Origin of the sequence: Spirillospora sp. CA-294931 (genome assembly GCF_050946795.1) — a bacterium.
Classification (GTDB): Bacteria; Actinomycetota; Actinomycetes; order Streptosporangiales; family Streptosporangiaceae; genus Spirillospora.
The window spans coordinates 8,771,229-8,785,255 of record NZ_CP192006.1 but is presented as its reverse complement, the minus strand read 5'-3'; the positions used below and the strand labels follow the sequence as shown (position 1 = coordinate 8,785,255).

The 14,027-nt window shown below is 74.1% G+C and carries 12 protein-coding genes; 3 read left to right on the top strand and 9 right to left on the bottom strand.

Annotated features, from left to right (window positions below; translation table 11 throughout):
• The first annotated feature begins 135 nt into the window (after positions 1-135).
• Positions 136-2,364, top strand: a complete 2,229-nt coding sequence (locus tag ACQPY4_RS39945; RefSeq protein ID WP_433330284.1) for a DUF4132 domain-containing protein — start codon at positions 136-138, stop codon at positions 2,362-2,364.
• 64 nt (positions 2,365-2,428) lie between these two features.
• On the opposite strand, the gene snpA is transcribed toward ACQPY4_RS39945, so the two are convergent.
• Both snpA and ACQPY4_RS39935 read right to left on the bottom strand, forming a co-directional pair.
• Positions 2,429-3,082, bottom strand: coding sequence for a snapalysin (snpA, locus tag ACQPY4_RS39940; RefSeq protein ID WP_433330282.1), 654 nt, complete (start codon positions 3,080-3,082; stop codon positions 2,429-2,431).
• A gap of 164 nt (positions 3,083-3,246) precedes the next feature.
• Positions 3,247-5,064 carry a serine/threonine-protein kinase gene (locus ACQPY4_RS39935; protein ID WP_433330280.1) on the bottom strand — a complete coding sequence of 606 codons (1,818 nt, stop codon included), beginning with the start codon at positions 5,062-5,064 and terminating at the stop codon, positions 3,247-3,249.
• A gap of 116 nt (positions 5,065-5,180) precedes the next feature.
• Here ACQPY4_RS39935 and ACQPY4_RS39930 point away from each other — a divergent pair, with 116 nt between their 5' ends.
• Positions 5,181-7,973, top strand: coding sequence for an ATP-binding protein (locus ACQPY4_RS39930; protein WP_433330278.1), 2,793 nt, complete (start codon positions 5,181-5,183; stop codon positions 7,971-7,973).
• Here the strand turns inward: ACQPY4_RS39930 and ACQPY4_RS39925 are convergent.
• Positions 7,954-8,571, bottom strand: coding sequence for a hemerythrin domain-containing protein (locus tag ACQPY4_RS39925; protein WP_433330276.1), 618 nt, complete (start codon positions 8,569-8,571; stop codon positions 7,954-7,956). The genes ACQPY4_RS39930 and ACQPY4_RS39925 overlap by 20 nt on opposite strands.
• Before the next feature lie 25 nt (positions 8,572-8,596).
• Entirely contained in the window at positions 8,597-9,310 is a 714-nt protein-coding gene (locus tag ACQPY4_RS39920) for a hypothetical protein (RefSeq protein WP_433330274.1), read from the bottom strand.
• Between the two features lie 3 nt (positions 9,311-9,313).
• Here ACQPY4_RS39920 and ACQPY4_RS39915 point away from each other — a divergent pair, with 3 nt between their 5' ends.
• Positions 9,314-9,517 carry a hypothetical protein gene (locus tag ACQPY4_RS39915; RefSeq protein WP_433330272.1) on the top strand — a complete coding sequence of 68 codons (204 nt, stop codon included), beginning with the start codon at positions 9,314-9,316 and terminating at the stop codon, positions 9,515-9,517.
• Positions 9,518-9,520: 3 nt separating this feature from the next.
• On the opposite strand, the gene ACQPY4_RS39910 is transcribed toward ACQPY4_RS39915, so the two are convergent.
• From ACQPY4_RS39910 to ACQPY4_RS39890, 5 genes are read right to left on the bottom strand one after another with little or no spacing between them, the layout of a single operon-like run.
• Entirely contained in the window at positions 9,521-12,724 is a 3,204-nt protein-coding gene (locus ACQPY4_RS39910) for a DUF4132 domain-containing protein (RefSeq protein WP_433330270.1), read from the bottom strand.
• Positions 12,725-12,769: 45 nt separating this feature from the next.
• On the bottom strand, positions 12,770-13,189 hold the full coding sequence (locus tag ACQPY4_RS39905; RefSeq protein ID WP_433330268.1) for a YybH family protein: 420 nt from the start codon (positions 13,187-13,189) through the stop codon (positions 12,770-12,772).
• Positions 13,186-13,344 carry an SRPBCC domain-containing protein gene (locus ACQPY4_RS39900; RefSeq protein WP_433330266.1) on the bottom strand — a complete coding sequence of 53 codons (159 nt, stop codon included), beginning with the start codon at positions 13,342-13,344 and terminating at the stop codon, positions 13,186-13,188. Before ACQPY4_RS39900 ends, ACQPY4_RS39905 begins: the two co-directional genes overlap by 4 nt.
• A complete protein-coding gene (locus ACQPY4_RS39895; RefSeq protein WP_433330264.1) occupies positions 13,338-13,640 on the bottom strand; it encodes an SRPBCC domain-containing protein in 303 nt (100 codons plus the stop codon). The genes ACQPY4_RS39900 and ACQPY4_RS39895 overlap by 7 nt, the downstream gene beginning before the upstream one ends.
• Positions 13,640-13,981 carry an ArsR/SmtB family transcription factor gene (locus ACQPY4_RS39890; RefSeq protein WP_433330262.1) on the bottom strand — a complete coding sequence of 114 codons (342 nt, stop codon included), beginning with the start codon at positions 13,979-13,981 and terminating at the stop codon, positions 13,640-13,642. Before ACQPY4_RS39890 ends, ACQPY4_RS39895 begins: the two co-directional genes overlap by 1 nt.
• Between the last annotated feature and the right edge of the window lie 46 nt (positions 13,982-14,027).

The following is a 14,027-nucleotide window of genomic DNA, read 5'->3' as shown; positions in this document are numbered from 1 at the left end:
GGTCGAGCCGTCAGGCTTGGGCCCGGCGGTTACCGCCGATCGTCCACCCACCGGACGCCACGTGGCGATCAGCCGTCGTCCCGGTTCGATGATGACCCCGCGGCACCCGGGCGAACCCCCGTAACGTTGATCTTCGTGGGTGAAACGAACACGACGGAAGAATCCGCCCTGATCGAGGCGCCGGTCGAGCTGCTGCCCCCGCTGCTGGTCGACCCGCCGTGGACGCGGGGCGGCGAACCGGTCGTCCTGAAGGGCTTCAAGCGTCCGAAGGACCCGGTCGTCCTGGAATGGCGGCCCGGCGAGCGCGAGGCGTGGCTGGAGCGGCCCTACGCCAAGGGCTACGTGCGCCGTCCGGCGGAGGACACCGACTGGCCCGCGCTGGCCGCGTCCTGGCGCGACGGCGTGGACGGCCTCCGGGACGACGACTGGCACCGGCTGATCGGCCTGCTGCTCACGGGCCCGGAAGAGCTGGGACGCGACCTGCTCGACCGGGACGTCCTCCTGGACGCCAAGGGCAAGCCCCGCGACGTCTCCGAACTGCGCCTGTCCCTGGACGGCATCGTCGCCCGCCACGGCCTGGCCGCGTACCGGCTGGCGCTCGCGGTGGCCAGGTTCCGGGCCTCGCGCGCCGAGGACCTGATGCCGTTCCTGAGCGCGGACGTCGCCGCGCTGATGGTCAACGTCTTCGACGAGCACCGCGACGGCGCCCCGCAGGAGTGGTTCGCCCGGCACGGGCTGCCGACCGTCCGCCTGATCGTGCCGGACGCGCTGCGCAAGCCGGGCCCCAAGCGGGCCAAGGCCGAGGCCGCCCTGCGCCTGCTGGCCCGGCTGCACGGGCACGACGCCGTCGTCGAGGCCGCGCGCCACCATGGCGACGCGGCGGCCGAGGCGATCGCGGCGCTGAAGACCGACCCCCTGGACCAGTACCCCGACCCGCTGCCGGAACTGGGCGCGGGCATCGTCCCGGAGAAGCTCCCGCGCCTGTTCCTGGAGGGCGGCGAGCTGGCCCTTCCGCATTCCGCCACCCGTCACTTCCTCTCGATGCTGTCCTTCTGTACGCCCGAGGTCGTCTACCCGGGTGTCGACGCCGTCGCGGACCTGCTCGACCCCGCCGCGCTGGCGGAGTTCGCGTGGGCCCTCTACCGGGCGGACGACAGCCCGAAATGGGCCTCTCCGTGGGTCGCGCACGCGCTCCAGCGCTTCGGCGACGACGGGACGGCGCGCCGCCTCGCCCCCACCGTCCTGGGCTGGACGAAGGCCGACGCGTGGGACCTCGGGGGCGTCGCGGCGCTCGACGTCTTCACCGCGATCGGCACCGACGAGGCCCTCCGGCTGCTGCACCAGATCGTCCTGAAGGCCGAGGACGTCAAGCGGATCCGCCCCTGGGCGCGCGGCAAGCTGAACCGGGCGGCCCAGGCGCGCGGCATGACGGGGGAGCAGCTGGCCGACCGGCTCGTGCCCGATCTCGGCCTGGACGCCGACGGCACGCTGACCCTCGACTACGGCCCGCGCCGCTTCACGGTCGGTTTCGACGAGCGGCTCGTGCCCTTCGCCGTCGGCGCGGACGGCGCCCGCCACGACGCGCCGCCCGAGCCCGGCGCCGGGGACGACCCCGCGCTGGCGTCCGCCGCCCGCGCGCGGTTCGCCGAGTTGCGGCGCGCGGCGGGGTCGCTGGCGTCCGACCAGATCGGCCGCCTGGAGGAGGCCATGCTCACCGGGCGCCGCTGGACGTCCCGGGAGTTCGCCACGCTCCTGCTGGCGCACCCGCTGGTCGGCCACATCACCCGGCGGCTCGTCTGGCTGGCCGAGGAGGAGGACGGCACGACCGCCGCGTTCCGCGTCGCCGAGGACCGGACGCTCGCCGACGTCCACGACGGGGTCTACACGCTGTCGAAGACGGCGCAGGTCGCGCTGCCGCATCCGCTGCATCTGGACGGCGCGCTGCCCGCGTGGTCGCAGGTGCTGGCCGACTACGAGATCGTCCAGCCGTTCCCGCAGCTCGGCCGAGAGGTGCACGTCCTCACCGAGGAGGAGCGCGGGGCGGCCGAGCTCGCCCGCTTCGAGGGCGCCACGGCGCACTACGGCCGTCTGCTCGGGCTGACGAGGAAGGGCTGGGAGATCGGCCACAAGGAAAGCGGCGGTTTCCAACGCGCGCTATGGGCGGACGTCACCCCGGAGTTCCGCGTCACGGTGTCCATCGATCCCGGAATCCGCGTCCTCGCTCCGGACGACGCCCCGATTCAGCGGATCGAATCCGTCCGGCTCACGAAAAAGGGAACGACAACCATTTTCGGAGAAATGGACCGGGTGACCGCATCGGAGGTCGTGGCCACCCTCAGGGAAACGACCGGAATGAACGTCTAGAAAGGGACCGCCGGCCCGATGGTGAGGGCACCGGGCCGGCGGAGGCGTGCGATTCTCGGTGCGGCTACCGCTGCGACGCCATCCCCGTGACGGAGGTGATGCCGTTGGCCCAGAGGCGGTCGACGCGGGCGCGCTCGGTGGAGTTCGGCGTGGCGTTCTGGCACGACGGGCCGGGGCCGCCGCCCGACATCAGCTCGCTGCACGGGCCCGAGTAGTGGTCGGGCAGGCCCAGCACGTGGCCGGTCTCGTGCGAGGTGACGCGCGTGGAGTTGTACTGCTGGTTCTGCCGGTAGTCCAGGAAGATGTACCCGCGGCCGTGGCCGTCGGTCGAGGCGTACGAACCCCTGGAGTCGTTGCCCTCGCGGTAGTAGAAGCTGCCGCCGCTGCTGGTCTCCTGGAGCTGGACGTTCCGCACGGAGCTGTTCCAGATCCGGGTGCTGGAGGCGATCTGCGACCGGAACGTGGGCGCCTGCGACGCGCGGTACCGGACGGTCACGACCTGCAACCTGGGGTTGGCCTTGCGCTGCGCCTTGACGTCGGCCATCACGGCCGCGAAGAAGGCGCGCTCGGCCTGGGTGTCCTGGGTGGACTTCTCCCAGGACGTCCACGTCCACTCGGCCTTGGCGGCCGGGGCCGCCGCGGCGGCGGGAAGCGTGGCCGCGGCGCCACATGCGGCGACGGCCGCGAGCACCGTGGCGATCCTTGCGGTGGTCCTCATGGTGTCTCCTTAGTTCGTCACGCCGTGGCCGCTCGAAGGGCGGGGTGGGGTCGGCGCTCGGTGGGGTGAACTCTGGATGGACACAGCCTGGAATGAACCGATTCGAAATAGCAGTTGTCACTTGGCGATAGCGCGGTGCTATATACCGCCGCCTGATATCCCGCTCAGGTACGGGTCGGGCTCGGTGACTTCGGCAGAAGGGCGACGACGCTCGGTTGCAGAAGCGGCCGGACCTTTTCGTAGGGCGCCTCGAAATTCTGTATCCGGCAGCCATCGCTGCCGCCGACGATATAGGAGAGCCGGAACACGGACGGGGTGAAGAAGGCGCTCATGGCGGCTCTGCCGGCGGCCACGCCGGTCCCCGGGCGCGGGAAGAAGTCCTCGCGCTTGAACTCGCCGTTGCCCTGACTGCAGTGCTGGTCCCACCGCGGTTGCTCATCCGCGGGCTGCTCGACGGCGTTCTTCAGCTTGCCCAGCCCCTGGGGAGTCAGCGTGGCGGGGAGGAAGACGTCGGTCGCGGTCAGGCGCTTGCCGGTCTTCAGGTCGATCGTCACCACCTCCCCTCCCGGGTGCCCGTCGGCTTTCTGGCAGTTGTCGCTGGTCAGTTCGTAGCGGACCGAGACGAGTCTGGGGCCGCGCAGCCCGGCGGTGGCCTTGGTGCTCGCGATGTAAGGCGTGCCCTGGCAGTACTGGAGCGAGCCGCTGCTTCTCACGCCCCTGAGCAGGTCGTCGATCGGTGAGTGCAGGGTCGTGTTGATCCGCCGTTCGAGCGCGGGGTCGTCCAGACCGCTGACCTTGAAGTACTGCGCGTTCTGCAACACGATCGGGGTGCCCGCGATCCGCTCGTTCTGCGACGCGAGCGTCACGTTCGCGATGGGCGCCGGCTTCTTCTCCGTCGAGTCCTGGGTCGCGTAGTACCCGACTCCGGCCGTCGAGGCGACGACGGCGGTGCCCGCCACCGCCAGCGTGCCCTTGCCGGCGGCGGTGGCGAGCAAGCCCTTGCCTCCGGCGGCGGCGGCGGTGGCCGAGCCACTCGAACCGGCCGCCGCACCCGAACCGCTCGCGGCGACGCCCGAACCGGCCGCGACACTCGAACCGGCGGCGGCGCTGGAGCCGATCGTCATCGCCCCGAGTGGGAACAGCGCCGCCAGCGCGACGGCACCGGCGGCGAGCGCGCGCACGCCCTGCTGTTCCCAGTCGATGCCGTAGGCGGCCACGGCCGCCGACTCCAGCTCGGCGACGAACGCGGCGGCACCCGGGGGCCGCTCGCCCGCGTCCTTGGCCATGCCCCGGGTCACCAGGGAACGCAACGGCGCGGGAATGTCGCTGACATCGACCTCGGCGGACAAGTGCTGGTTCATCAGCGCGAGCCGCTCGCCCGCGACGAACGGCCGGTGCCCCGTCACGCACTCCACGAAGACGCACGTCGCGGCGTAGACGTCGGTGGCGGGCGACGCGGGCTCGCCGCGCCACTGCTCGGGCGCCATGTACGCGGGCGTCCCGACGGCCGAGCCCTCGCCCGCCAGGACGGCCACGCCGAAGTCGACCAGCTTGCTGAGCCCGTCGCCGCGCACCATCACGTTGGCGGGCTTGTAGTCGCGGTGCACGACGCCGACGGAGTGCGCGGCCGCGAGCCCGAGCAGCGAGCCCTTCAGGACGATCAGCGCCGCCTCGGGCGTCAGCGCCCCGTGCTCGGTCAGCACCGTCTTGAGCGAGACCCCGTTGACGGCCTCCATCACGATCGCGGCGCCCTGCTCGCCCTCCACGAAGCGGTACAGCCGCACCACGTACGGGCTGGTCAGCCGCCCGAGCATCTGCGCCTCGGCCCGCAGGCCCTCCACGGCCCGGCGGTCGCCCCGGTTCAGGTACTTGATCGCCACCGGGGTCGGCGAGGTCTGGTGCCGGGCCAGGACGACCCGTCCCTGCGCACCCCGGCCCAGTTCCCGGTCCTCGACGAACTCCGCAAGCCGCCATTCCGTCATCGCACGCTCACCCGATCCCTTGTTGATCAGGCATTCCAGCAGAAGTTCCGGCGCTCCGCCACATGAGCGCCTGGGCCGTCCCACGATGGGATACTTCAGCGGTGTCGGGAGCCGGGGTGGACGTTCTCGTTCTCGGACCGGTCCTGGTCCGGCGTGATCCTCCCCTGCACGTCGCCAGGCCCCTGGAGCGCGCGCTCGCGGCCCGGCTGGCGCTCGCGGGCGGGCGTCCCGTCCCCGACGACCGCCTGGCCGCCGACCTGTGGGGCGACCGGGAACTGGCCCGTCCGGCCGAGCGGCTGCGGGTCCTGGTCTCGCGGCTACGCTCGACCCTGCGCGCCGAGGTGCTCAGAACCCCCGCCGGATACGCGCTCGCGTCCCGTCCCGCCGATCTGGACCAGGCCAGGGCCGCCGCCGACCGCGTCCACGCCGCCCTCCGGGCGGGCGACCACCGGACGGCCCGCGACGCCGCCGACGAGGCCCTGGGCCTGTGGCGCGGGCCGTCGCTGGCCGACATCAGGAACGTCCCGTTCGCCGGGGTCGAGGGGGAACGCCTCGACGCCTGGCGGCTCGACCTGCGGATCGAGCGCCTGGCCGCCGAGCTCGAACTGGGCCCGCCCGCCCGGGCCCGCGCCGAGCTGGGCGAGATCGCGGCGGACCACCCGCTCAACGAGCGCCTGGCCTGCCTGCTCGCGCTGGCCCTCTACCGCGAGGGCCGCCAGGCCGACGCGCTCGACGGCCTGGCCCGGCTGCGCCGCGCCCTGGCCGACGAGCTCGGCGTCGACCCCGCGCCGCGGACCGCCGAGCTTGAGCTGCGCCTGCTGCGCCAGGACCCGTCCCTCACTCCGCGGGCGGCCGTCCGGACACGGGCCGCCACCTCGACGTCCTTCGTCGGCCGGGACGCCGAGCTCGCCGACCTGAACGCGCGGCTCGCCGGGCCCTGCCTGGTGACGCTGCTCGGCGAGCCCGGCGTCGGCAAGTCGCGCCTGGCCGCCGAGGCCGCCGGCGCGGCGTCCCGTCCCGTGACCCTGGTCGGGCTGGCCCCGCTCAACGGCCCGGACGCGGTGCTCGAGGCCCTGGCCACGGCCACCGGGGCCGACGCCGACACCGCCGCGATCGCGGCGGAGCTCGACGGCCGCCTGCTGCTGCTCGACAACGCCGAGCATCTGATCGAGGAGGCCGCCGAGGTCGTCGCGGCCCTCAAGGGCCACGCGCCGGGGCTCGCCGTGCTCGTCACCTCCCAGCGCCCGCTCCTGATCCACGGCGAGGAGCCGATCCGTCTCAGGCCGCTCGCGCCCGAGGCCGCCGCCCGCCTCTTCGCCGAACGCTGCGCGCCCGACGCCCGCTGCGACCCCGCCGACCTGGCGACGATCTGCACGGCCGTCGACGGCCTTCCGCTGGGCGTCGAGCTGGCCGCCGGGCTCACCCGGACGCTCACCGTCCCCCAGCTCGCCGAGCGCGTGAACGACCGGCTGCGGCTGCTCACCGGAGGCGGGCGCGACGCCCGCGCCCGCCACACCAGCCTCAAGGCGGCCCTCGACTGGAGCCACGAGCTTCTCCCCGAACGCGAGCAGACCGTCCTGTGCCGGGTCGCGGTCTTCAGCGGCGGCTTCCAGCTGGAGGCGGCCGAGCGCGTGGCCTCGCCCGGCCTCGACCCGGGCGACATCGCGCCCGCCCTGACCGAGCTGGTCGACCGCAGCCTCGTCACCGTCGACGGCGGGACGGGAACGCGCCGCTTCTCGCTGCTGGAGACCGTCCGGCACCACGCCCTGGCCCGGCTGCCCGACGGGGACGCGATCCGCGCCCGCCATCTCGCCTGGTGCCTGGACCATGTGCGCGCCGCGGGCGAGCCCGACGACTTCGCGTCCGCCGGCGCGGTGACGGCCGTCTTCGCCGAATGGCCGAACCTGCGCGACGCCCTCGACCGCGCCCCCGGCACACCCCGCGCCGCCGACGCCCTCCGCCTGGCCCTGGAACTCCACACCCCGTGGCTCATCCGCGGCTGGTACGGCGAGGCGCGCCGGTATCTCGCCGCCCTCGCCGACGCCGAGGGCGCCACCGCAGCCGAGCGCGCGACCGCCCTCAGCGACCACGGCTTCACCAGCGCGATGGTCGGGCACCTGGACGAGGCCGCCGGCCTCCTGGAACGCGCCGCCGAGCAGGCCGGGCGGGCCGGCGACGACGACCTCACGATGACCGTCCTCTATCACCGGGGCATCGTCGACATCGAGCGCGGACGGTTCCGCGACGCCTTCCCGTCCCTGCTCAAGGGCGAGGAACTCGCCCGCGCGGCCGCCCACGAGCAGCGCCTGTCCGCCTTCGCCGACGCCCTCGGCACGCTGCATCTGTGCACCGGCGACCCCGCCGCCGCCCTGGAGCGCTACCGCGCGGGGGTCGCCACCGACCGCGCCCTCGGCGACGAGCACGGCCTGGCCCGGGGGCTGAGCAACCAGGCCCAGGCCCTGATCGACCTGGGCCGTCCCGTCGAGGCCGTCGAGACCGCCGACGAGTCCGACCGCTACGCGCGCAGGCTCGACGACCGCCACATCCTTCCCCTCAACGAGGTGATCCGGGCCCACGCGGCACGGGCCGGGGGCGACCTGGCCGCCGCCGAAGCCCATCTCCGCAAGGCCATGGCCGAATCCGACGCTCCGGGCATGGCCCACATCGACCTGGCCGCCGTCCTGGTCGCCCAGGGCGCGCTCCCCGAAGCGGGCGGCCTCCTGGAAGAGATCGAATCGGCGACGACGCCCCGGAGCACCCCCTGGCTGGCCGCCCAGACCGTCGCCGCGTCCCTGGCCGAGGCGCGGGGCGACGAGCCCGAGGCCGGACGGCTGACCCGCCTGATGGCCGACCTCCGCGCGGCCACCGGCTTCGCCTGGGTCCGCTACATCAGGCACGGATCCGGATGATCTCGCGCCGGTAGCCGCGCGGCCCCGTGAGACGCCACAGCAGCCGGGGGACGAGGGGCAGCCTGGCCAAGAAGGCGGCGGCCTCCTCCGGGTCGGCGTCCTCCAGGATCGCGCCGAGGACGATCAGCCGGCGCCGCCTCGGAATGGACCGCAGGCCCCGCTCGCCCAGCCGGTTCCACTGCGCGACCGACAGGTGGTCGGCGGCCAGGGGGAGCACGTAGCGCTCCTCCTCGTCCAGGTGCTCCTCGATCAGGGCGCCGAGGTCGTCCAGGGCGTCCGCGAGCGCCCCCGCGGGCCAGGTGGGCAGCAGGGCACGGATCTTGGTGACCTGCTCGGCGATGCGTTCGTGCTGCTCCTCCATCCGGGCGAACAGCCTCGGATCGCCGCAGTCGCAGTGCCGCAGCGGAGGCCACAGCAGCTCGTCCTCCCCGGCGTGGTGATGGTGCAGCACGTCGAGGTACTCCAGGACGTGGCCGGTCAGGACCGCGGCGCGGCCGGGATCGGCGCCCGCCTCCCGGACGAGTTCGGCGGCGAGCCGGAACTCGCGGCGGAAGACGCGGTGCACGACGACCATCTCGTGGGTGTCCGGACGTTCCATGCTCGCTCCCTTCGGACCCGGCCGGCTAGCGGACCCGCACACGCGAAGCCTTGGAGGACGACCCCGCCCAGCTGCCGTTGCCCCGGAACTGGGCGCCCCAGTCGCCGGTGCTCCGGGCGGTGAAGCGCTTGACGAACCGGCCGTCGCGGCCGGTCGTGACGGTCGCGTAGCGGACCCAGGCGCGGGTCCCGGCCTTGCGGAAGTAGAGGATCACCGCGCCCTTCTGGTAGGCGGCCCAGTCGCCCGCGTAGTTCAGGCCCTTGAGCTGGCCCGCGACGGTGATCGCCCGGCCGCGCCGCACCGTGGCGGGCGACCCGGCGAAGCCCTTGAAGTAGGTCCCCCGGCGCACCTGGAACCCGCGGCTGCCCTCGGCGGTGTCGGCGTTCTCGTCCAGCGCGGTGACGCGGACGCTGTACGCCCCCGGGGCGTCGACCCAGTTGACGGTGCCGAACCCCGTCCAGGTGTTCGGACGCCCGGTCGGCCGCAGCGAGGTCACCGTGCCGCCGCCGTGCCCGGCCTGGTTGACCTGGGCGCGGACGTGGCGGGCCCCGCCCGCGACCACCGTGATGGTGAACCGGCGCTCGGCCCTGCCGGTCAGCACGACCGTGGCCGGGTCGACGGCGATCGAGACGATGGACGGCGCGGCGTCCCGGGCCCGCTCCTCGGCGTGGACGGCGGCGAACCCCGACCCGGCCAGGACGGCGGCCGTCCCGGTCGCGAGCACTGCGATGCGGTTCATGCGATGACCCCTCTCGTTCGGTGCGATACGCCGATCGTCGAGTGGTCGCGTCTCACCGGCCTCTCACCGCCCTTTCACGGCGTGAACCTGGACTCCCTCCGCTACTCCACGGTGCCCGACCGCCCCGACCCGTCCGACCCCGGCCTCCTCGCCCTGGACACCCCGGTCGCGCGGGAACTCTTCGAGCGGCTCAAGAGGGATTCGTGACCTTCAGGGGATCAGCGAGCCGAGGTCGGTCAGGGCCTCCGAGACCAGGACGGGGTCGGCCGGGCGCGTGGACGAGGTGAGCCGGACGCCGGTCAGGCGCTGGCCGCGGTGTTCCTCCGGGCCGCCGACCAGGCCCGGGTCGAGATCGGCGACCAGGCGGCAGCCGTCGCCGAGGTCGCGGGACAGGCCCTCGGCGTCGGTGCGGGCCCAGCCCCGCCGGAGCAGCGCGTAGGCGCGGCGGACGACCACCTCGGACCCGTCGAAGCGGGCGATGCGCCGCTCCCGCAGCTCGTCGCCGGTGATGGCGTAGGTCGGGCGATCGAGCTGCGGGAAGGGCTGGAGGAGCTCGTAGTCGTCCAGGACCTGCCGCCAGGCGGCGAGCGCGCCGCCCAGCTCGGCGGGGTGCGCGATGCCGAGGGAGGCGGCGCCGGGGAGTGTGAAGGCGGCGTCGTGGACGTCGGCGAAGCCGCGGTCTTCGGCGATGCGGAACGCCGTGCCGTCGTCGGTGAGCCAGACGAGCCGCCGGGCGATGTGCCAGACCAGCGGGTGCCGGACGAAGAGGTCGTGGAACTCCGGGGCGCTCCAGCGGCGCCGCTGGACCATGGCCGACTCCAGGCGGCGCAGCTGGTCGGCCGAGGTCTTCTTGGCGACCTGCTTCATCGAGGAGAAGCGCTGGTAGGCCGCCGGGGCAAGGTCGGGGTCGTCGCTCGCGGACGGGCGGGGGAGCGTCCTGCGGCGGCCTCCGTCCTCGTCGATCACCAGCGGGGTGAGGCCCTGGTCGAAGCCGACGGTGAAGCGGCGCGGGCCGTAGTCGAGCGTCATGGTGCCGTCGGGGTCGAGCCCGAAGTCGGGCACCAGCCGGTCGGCCAGGCGCTCGGGCGTCAGGCCCCGATGGGCCGCGATCTCTTCGATCTTGTCTTTCGCGCGGGTCTTGAGCCCCTTGAACCGCAGTCGCTGGGTGAGGGCGTTGAGCCGCATCAGCGCCATGTCGGTGCCGATCGCCGCCAGCGCGTCCAGCCCCCGGACCGCCTTGGCGTGACCGCCCGCACCCGGCCAGACGCGGACGCGCTCGGCCAGGCACCGCGCGGTCTCGTCGTCGCCGAGCCAGCCGAGCTGGTCGAGGGCCCACCCGTCCCGGGCCGCGCCGCCGCACCGCTCCCACCGTTCGAACAGCGCCCAGGCGAACTCGGCCAGCGAGCGGTGGTTGCAGGTCGCGCGGACGATCTCGACCCCGGCGTAGACCTCGCCCGGCTTCGAGAGGGCCAGCATCGTGATCACATGGGCGGTGGCCGAGAGCGGCAGCGCGCGCTCGCGCCCCCGCAGCAGGATCTGCGGGAGCATCCCCGGGTTCGCCCAGGCGGGCGGTGCGGGGACGCGGGACGGCAGCAGGTGCAGCGGGTCGGCGTCCAGCATCGCGCCGATCGCCGCGGCCGCCGCGTCGCCGAACTCCCGCGCGGCCTCGACGACCTCCTTGGCGCCCGCCTGGTCGGCGATGAGACGCAGCGCCCCCTCGGCCTGCCGTCGCGGCTCGCCGCCCCGGCCCAGCGCGGCCGGGACGAGCATCCGCGCGGCCCCGCCGCCGTGGCGGCCGAACCAGGCGAGGGCGGCCTGCCGGACGGTCGCGCGCCGCGCGAGCCACTCGGCCATCAGCCCCGCGATCTCGGCGTTCAGACAGGGCAGCAGCATCCTGGCGAACCCGGCGGGGTTCCGCCGCGCGGCCGTCACCGCCAGGGCGACCGCGTCGAGCTCGTACCGTCCGACCAGGCACTTGAGCGAGGGGGCGTGGTCGATCTCCCAGACGGCGTCGCCCGTCCCGCCCGCGAGCAGCGGACGGATCAGCGCCTCGGGCCCGCGCACGGCCAGGTCGATCGAGAAGCGGCGCTCGGACCGCTCCCGCTCGATCGCGTCGGCCCAGTCGGTGTCCGGTGGAAAGCGGTCGGCCCAGTACGGCCTCTGGTACGCCGACCACGCCTCGCGCTCGCCGGGTATCCAGCCGAGGACGGTGCCGGCGGGCGGCACGAGACCGTCGATGACGACGGGCTCGCCCGCCTCGCGCCGGAGCGTCCAGGGCGGCTCCACCAGGACGCGGGGCAGGTCGCCCGGCGCGGCGTCGGGGACGAGCGCCTCGCCCGGCGGGACGGGCGACGCCAGCTCCGGATGGGCGCGCGTGTGGTCGGCGAGCAGGCCGGAAGCGCCGGAGGCGGCCAGCAGCCGCAGCGCCCGCGCCGGGAACCGCGTCATCGCGGTGAGGAGCGCGGCCATCGCGTCGTCGTCGCCGCGGCGGTCGACCAGGGCCTGGAACGCCGCGTCGGCGGGGATCACGGCGATGACGTCCAGCAACCGCCGGGTGTCGGCGGGCCGGAAGCGCTCGGTGTCGACGGCGTCCACGAGCAGGGGGAGGGCGTGGACCCCGGCGGCGTCGGCGAGGGTCACGGCCACGCTTGCGATGCCGTCGTAGAAGTCGAGCGGATTCTTCCCGGCGAGGTGCGCCGGGGTGCTGACGGTGTGGCGTCGCAGCCACCAGGTCGCGGCCCAGTCCTCGTGGACGGCCCGGTCGTCGATCCAGCCGAGCTCGGTCGGGACGAGGTAGGACACGACGACCTCGCGCGGCGCGTCCCTCCGGTGCGCGCCGAGCCGCTCGACGGCCTCCTGGTAGACCTCCTCGCTCGCCGCGGCCAGTAACGTGCGCATGCGCTTGGCGGCCTTGCGGCCGAGGTGGAGGGAAGCGCCGTCCAGAAGGCGGAAGCGCGACCCGGGACCGCCCGGCACCTCGGCCAGGAGCGTGCTCAGCTCGACCAGCGCGCACGCGGCGAAGGCCGCGCCGCGCTCGCCGACCCAGGCGTCGACCAGCGTGCACTGGTGGTCGTCGTCCGGCCACACGCGATGGTCGTGCTCGACCTCGACGGCGGCCCTCGGCCGGGCCCAGGTGGCCAGCGCGAGCCCGGCGGCCCCCGCCGGGTCGTCCTCGCCCGCGAGGTGGCGCACCGCGCCGTCGCGCCACCGGGCCTCGGCGTCGATCACGGCCGGCAGCGTCGCGGCGTCGGGCCATGCCTCCCGCGCCAGCGCGCGCGTTCGCGCGGCCGCGCTCCTGTCGAGCCGGACGCCCACCCCGGGCGACCCGCCTCGGCGCGGGTGCAGATGGCGGCGCAGCGCGGCCGGGAGCACCAGGACGTCCTCGTCCGCCAACGCGGAGCCTTCGTCGCTCACGGCGCCCCACCGTAACGGCCGTCGCCGACAATCGCCGATCACCCCTCAGGCGGTGAGTTTCGCCTGGCCCGTCTCGGGGTCATACGGGAACGAGACATGCTGGTGGATCATCTTCCAGCCGTCGCCGGTGCGCTGGAAGACGCGCGTGCCGCGCGACCAGGTCTCGACCGGCTCGCGGCCCGGTTCCCGCGCCACCATGCGGTTGAGGCCCCAGGTGACGGCGATGTCGTCGCGGACGACGACCTCCAGGTCGGGGACGTCCCAGCGGAACGCCCCCTTGGCGGCGGCGAGCCCGTTGGCGCATACCTCGCGGATGGCCTCGACTCCCGTATAGGCGAGCGGGATCTCGTGCTCGTAGGAGACCGCGTTGTCGGCGATCTTCGTCATCATGGCGTCCAGGTCCCGGGCCGCGGCGTCCCTGAACCATTCGTCGAACTCGCGGCGGATCTCCTGCTCGGCGTTCATCGCTCCTCCTCGTGTGCCAGGTGGGCGTCGAGCTTGGCGAAGCATTCGCGCCAGCCCTCGGAGTTCCCGTCGCGGACGGCGGCGGAGCCGAAGCCCGACTGCTCGAAGGTCATCTCGGTCTTGGTCCCGTGCTCGGCGAGGCCGACCGTCACCACGGTGTCGGGGCCGTCCTCGCCCGCGGGCCCCGGTGCTTCAGGGTGAAGACGAGCCGTTCGGGGTCCACGACCTCGCGGAACTCGCCGTACTCGCGGTAGGTCTCCCCATCGGGGGAGCGGTATTCCACGACCCAGTTCCCGCCCGGGCGGGCGTCCAGCTCGCTGCGCGTGACCGTGTACCCGTCGGGCGCGAACCAGGCGGCGACGTCCTCCGCCCGCACCCAGTTGCGGAAGACCAGGTCGCGCGGCGCGTCGAATACGCGGGTCACCGCGATGGTGTGTGTGTCGTCCTTCATCACTTGCTCCCGTTCTCCTCGTCCTGCTGTTCGGCGAGCCGTGCGTCGAGGCGGTCGAAGCGCTCCTCCCAGAGCCGCCGGTAGGAGCGGAGCCAGGCGTCGATGTCGGCCAGCGGCTCGGCCCGTATCCGGCTCGGCCTGCGCTGCGCGTCCCGTCCGCGGGTCACGAGCCCGGCCGCCTCCAGCACGGCCACGTGCTTGGACACCGCGCGCGGGGTCATCGCGAACGGCTCGGCCAGCTCGGTCACCGACGCCTCGCCGCGCAGCAGGCGGTCGAGGATCGCCCGCCGCGTCGGGTCGGCGAGCGCCGCGAAGGCCGCGCTGAGCGTGTCCCTCGACATTCAGAACCTCCAAGTTCCGGAACTACTTGGTACTGTACGAGCCTCC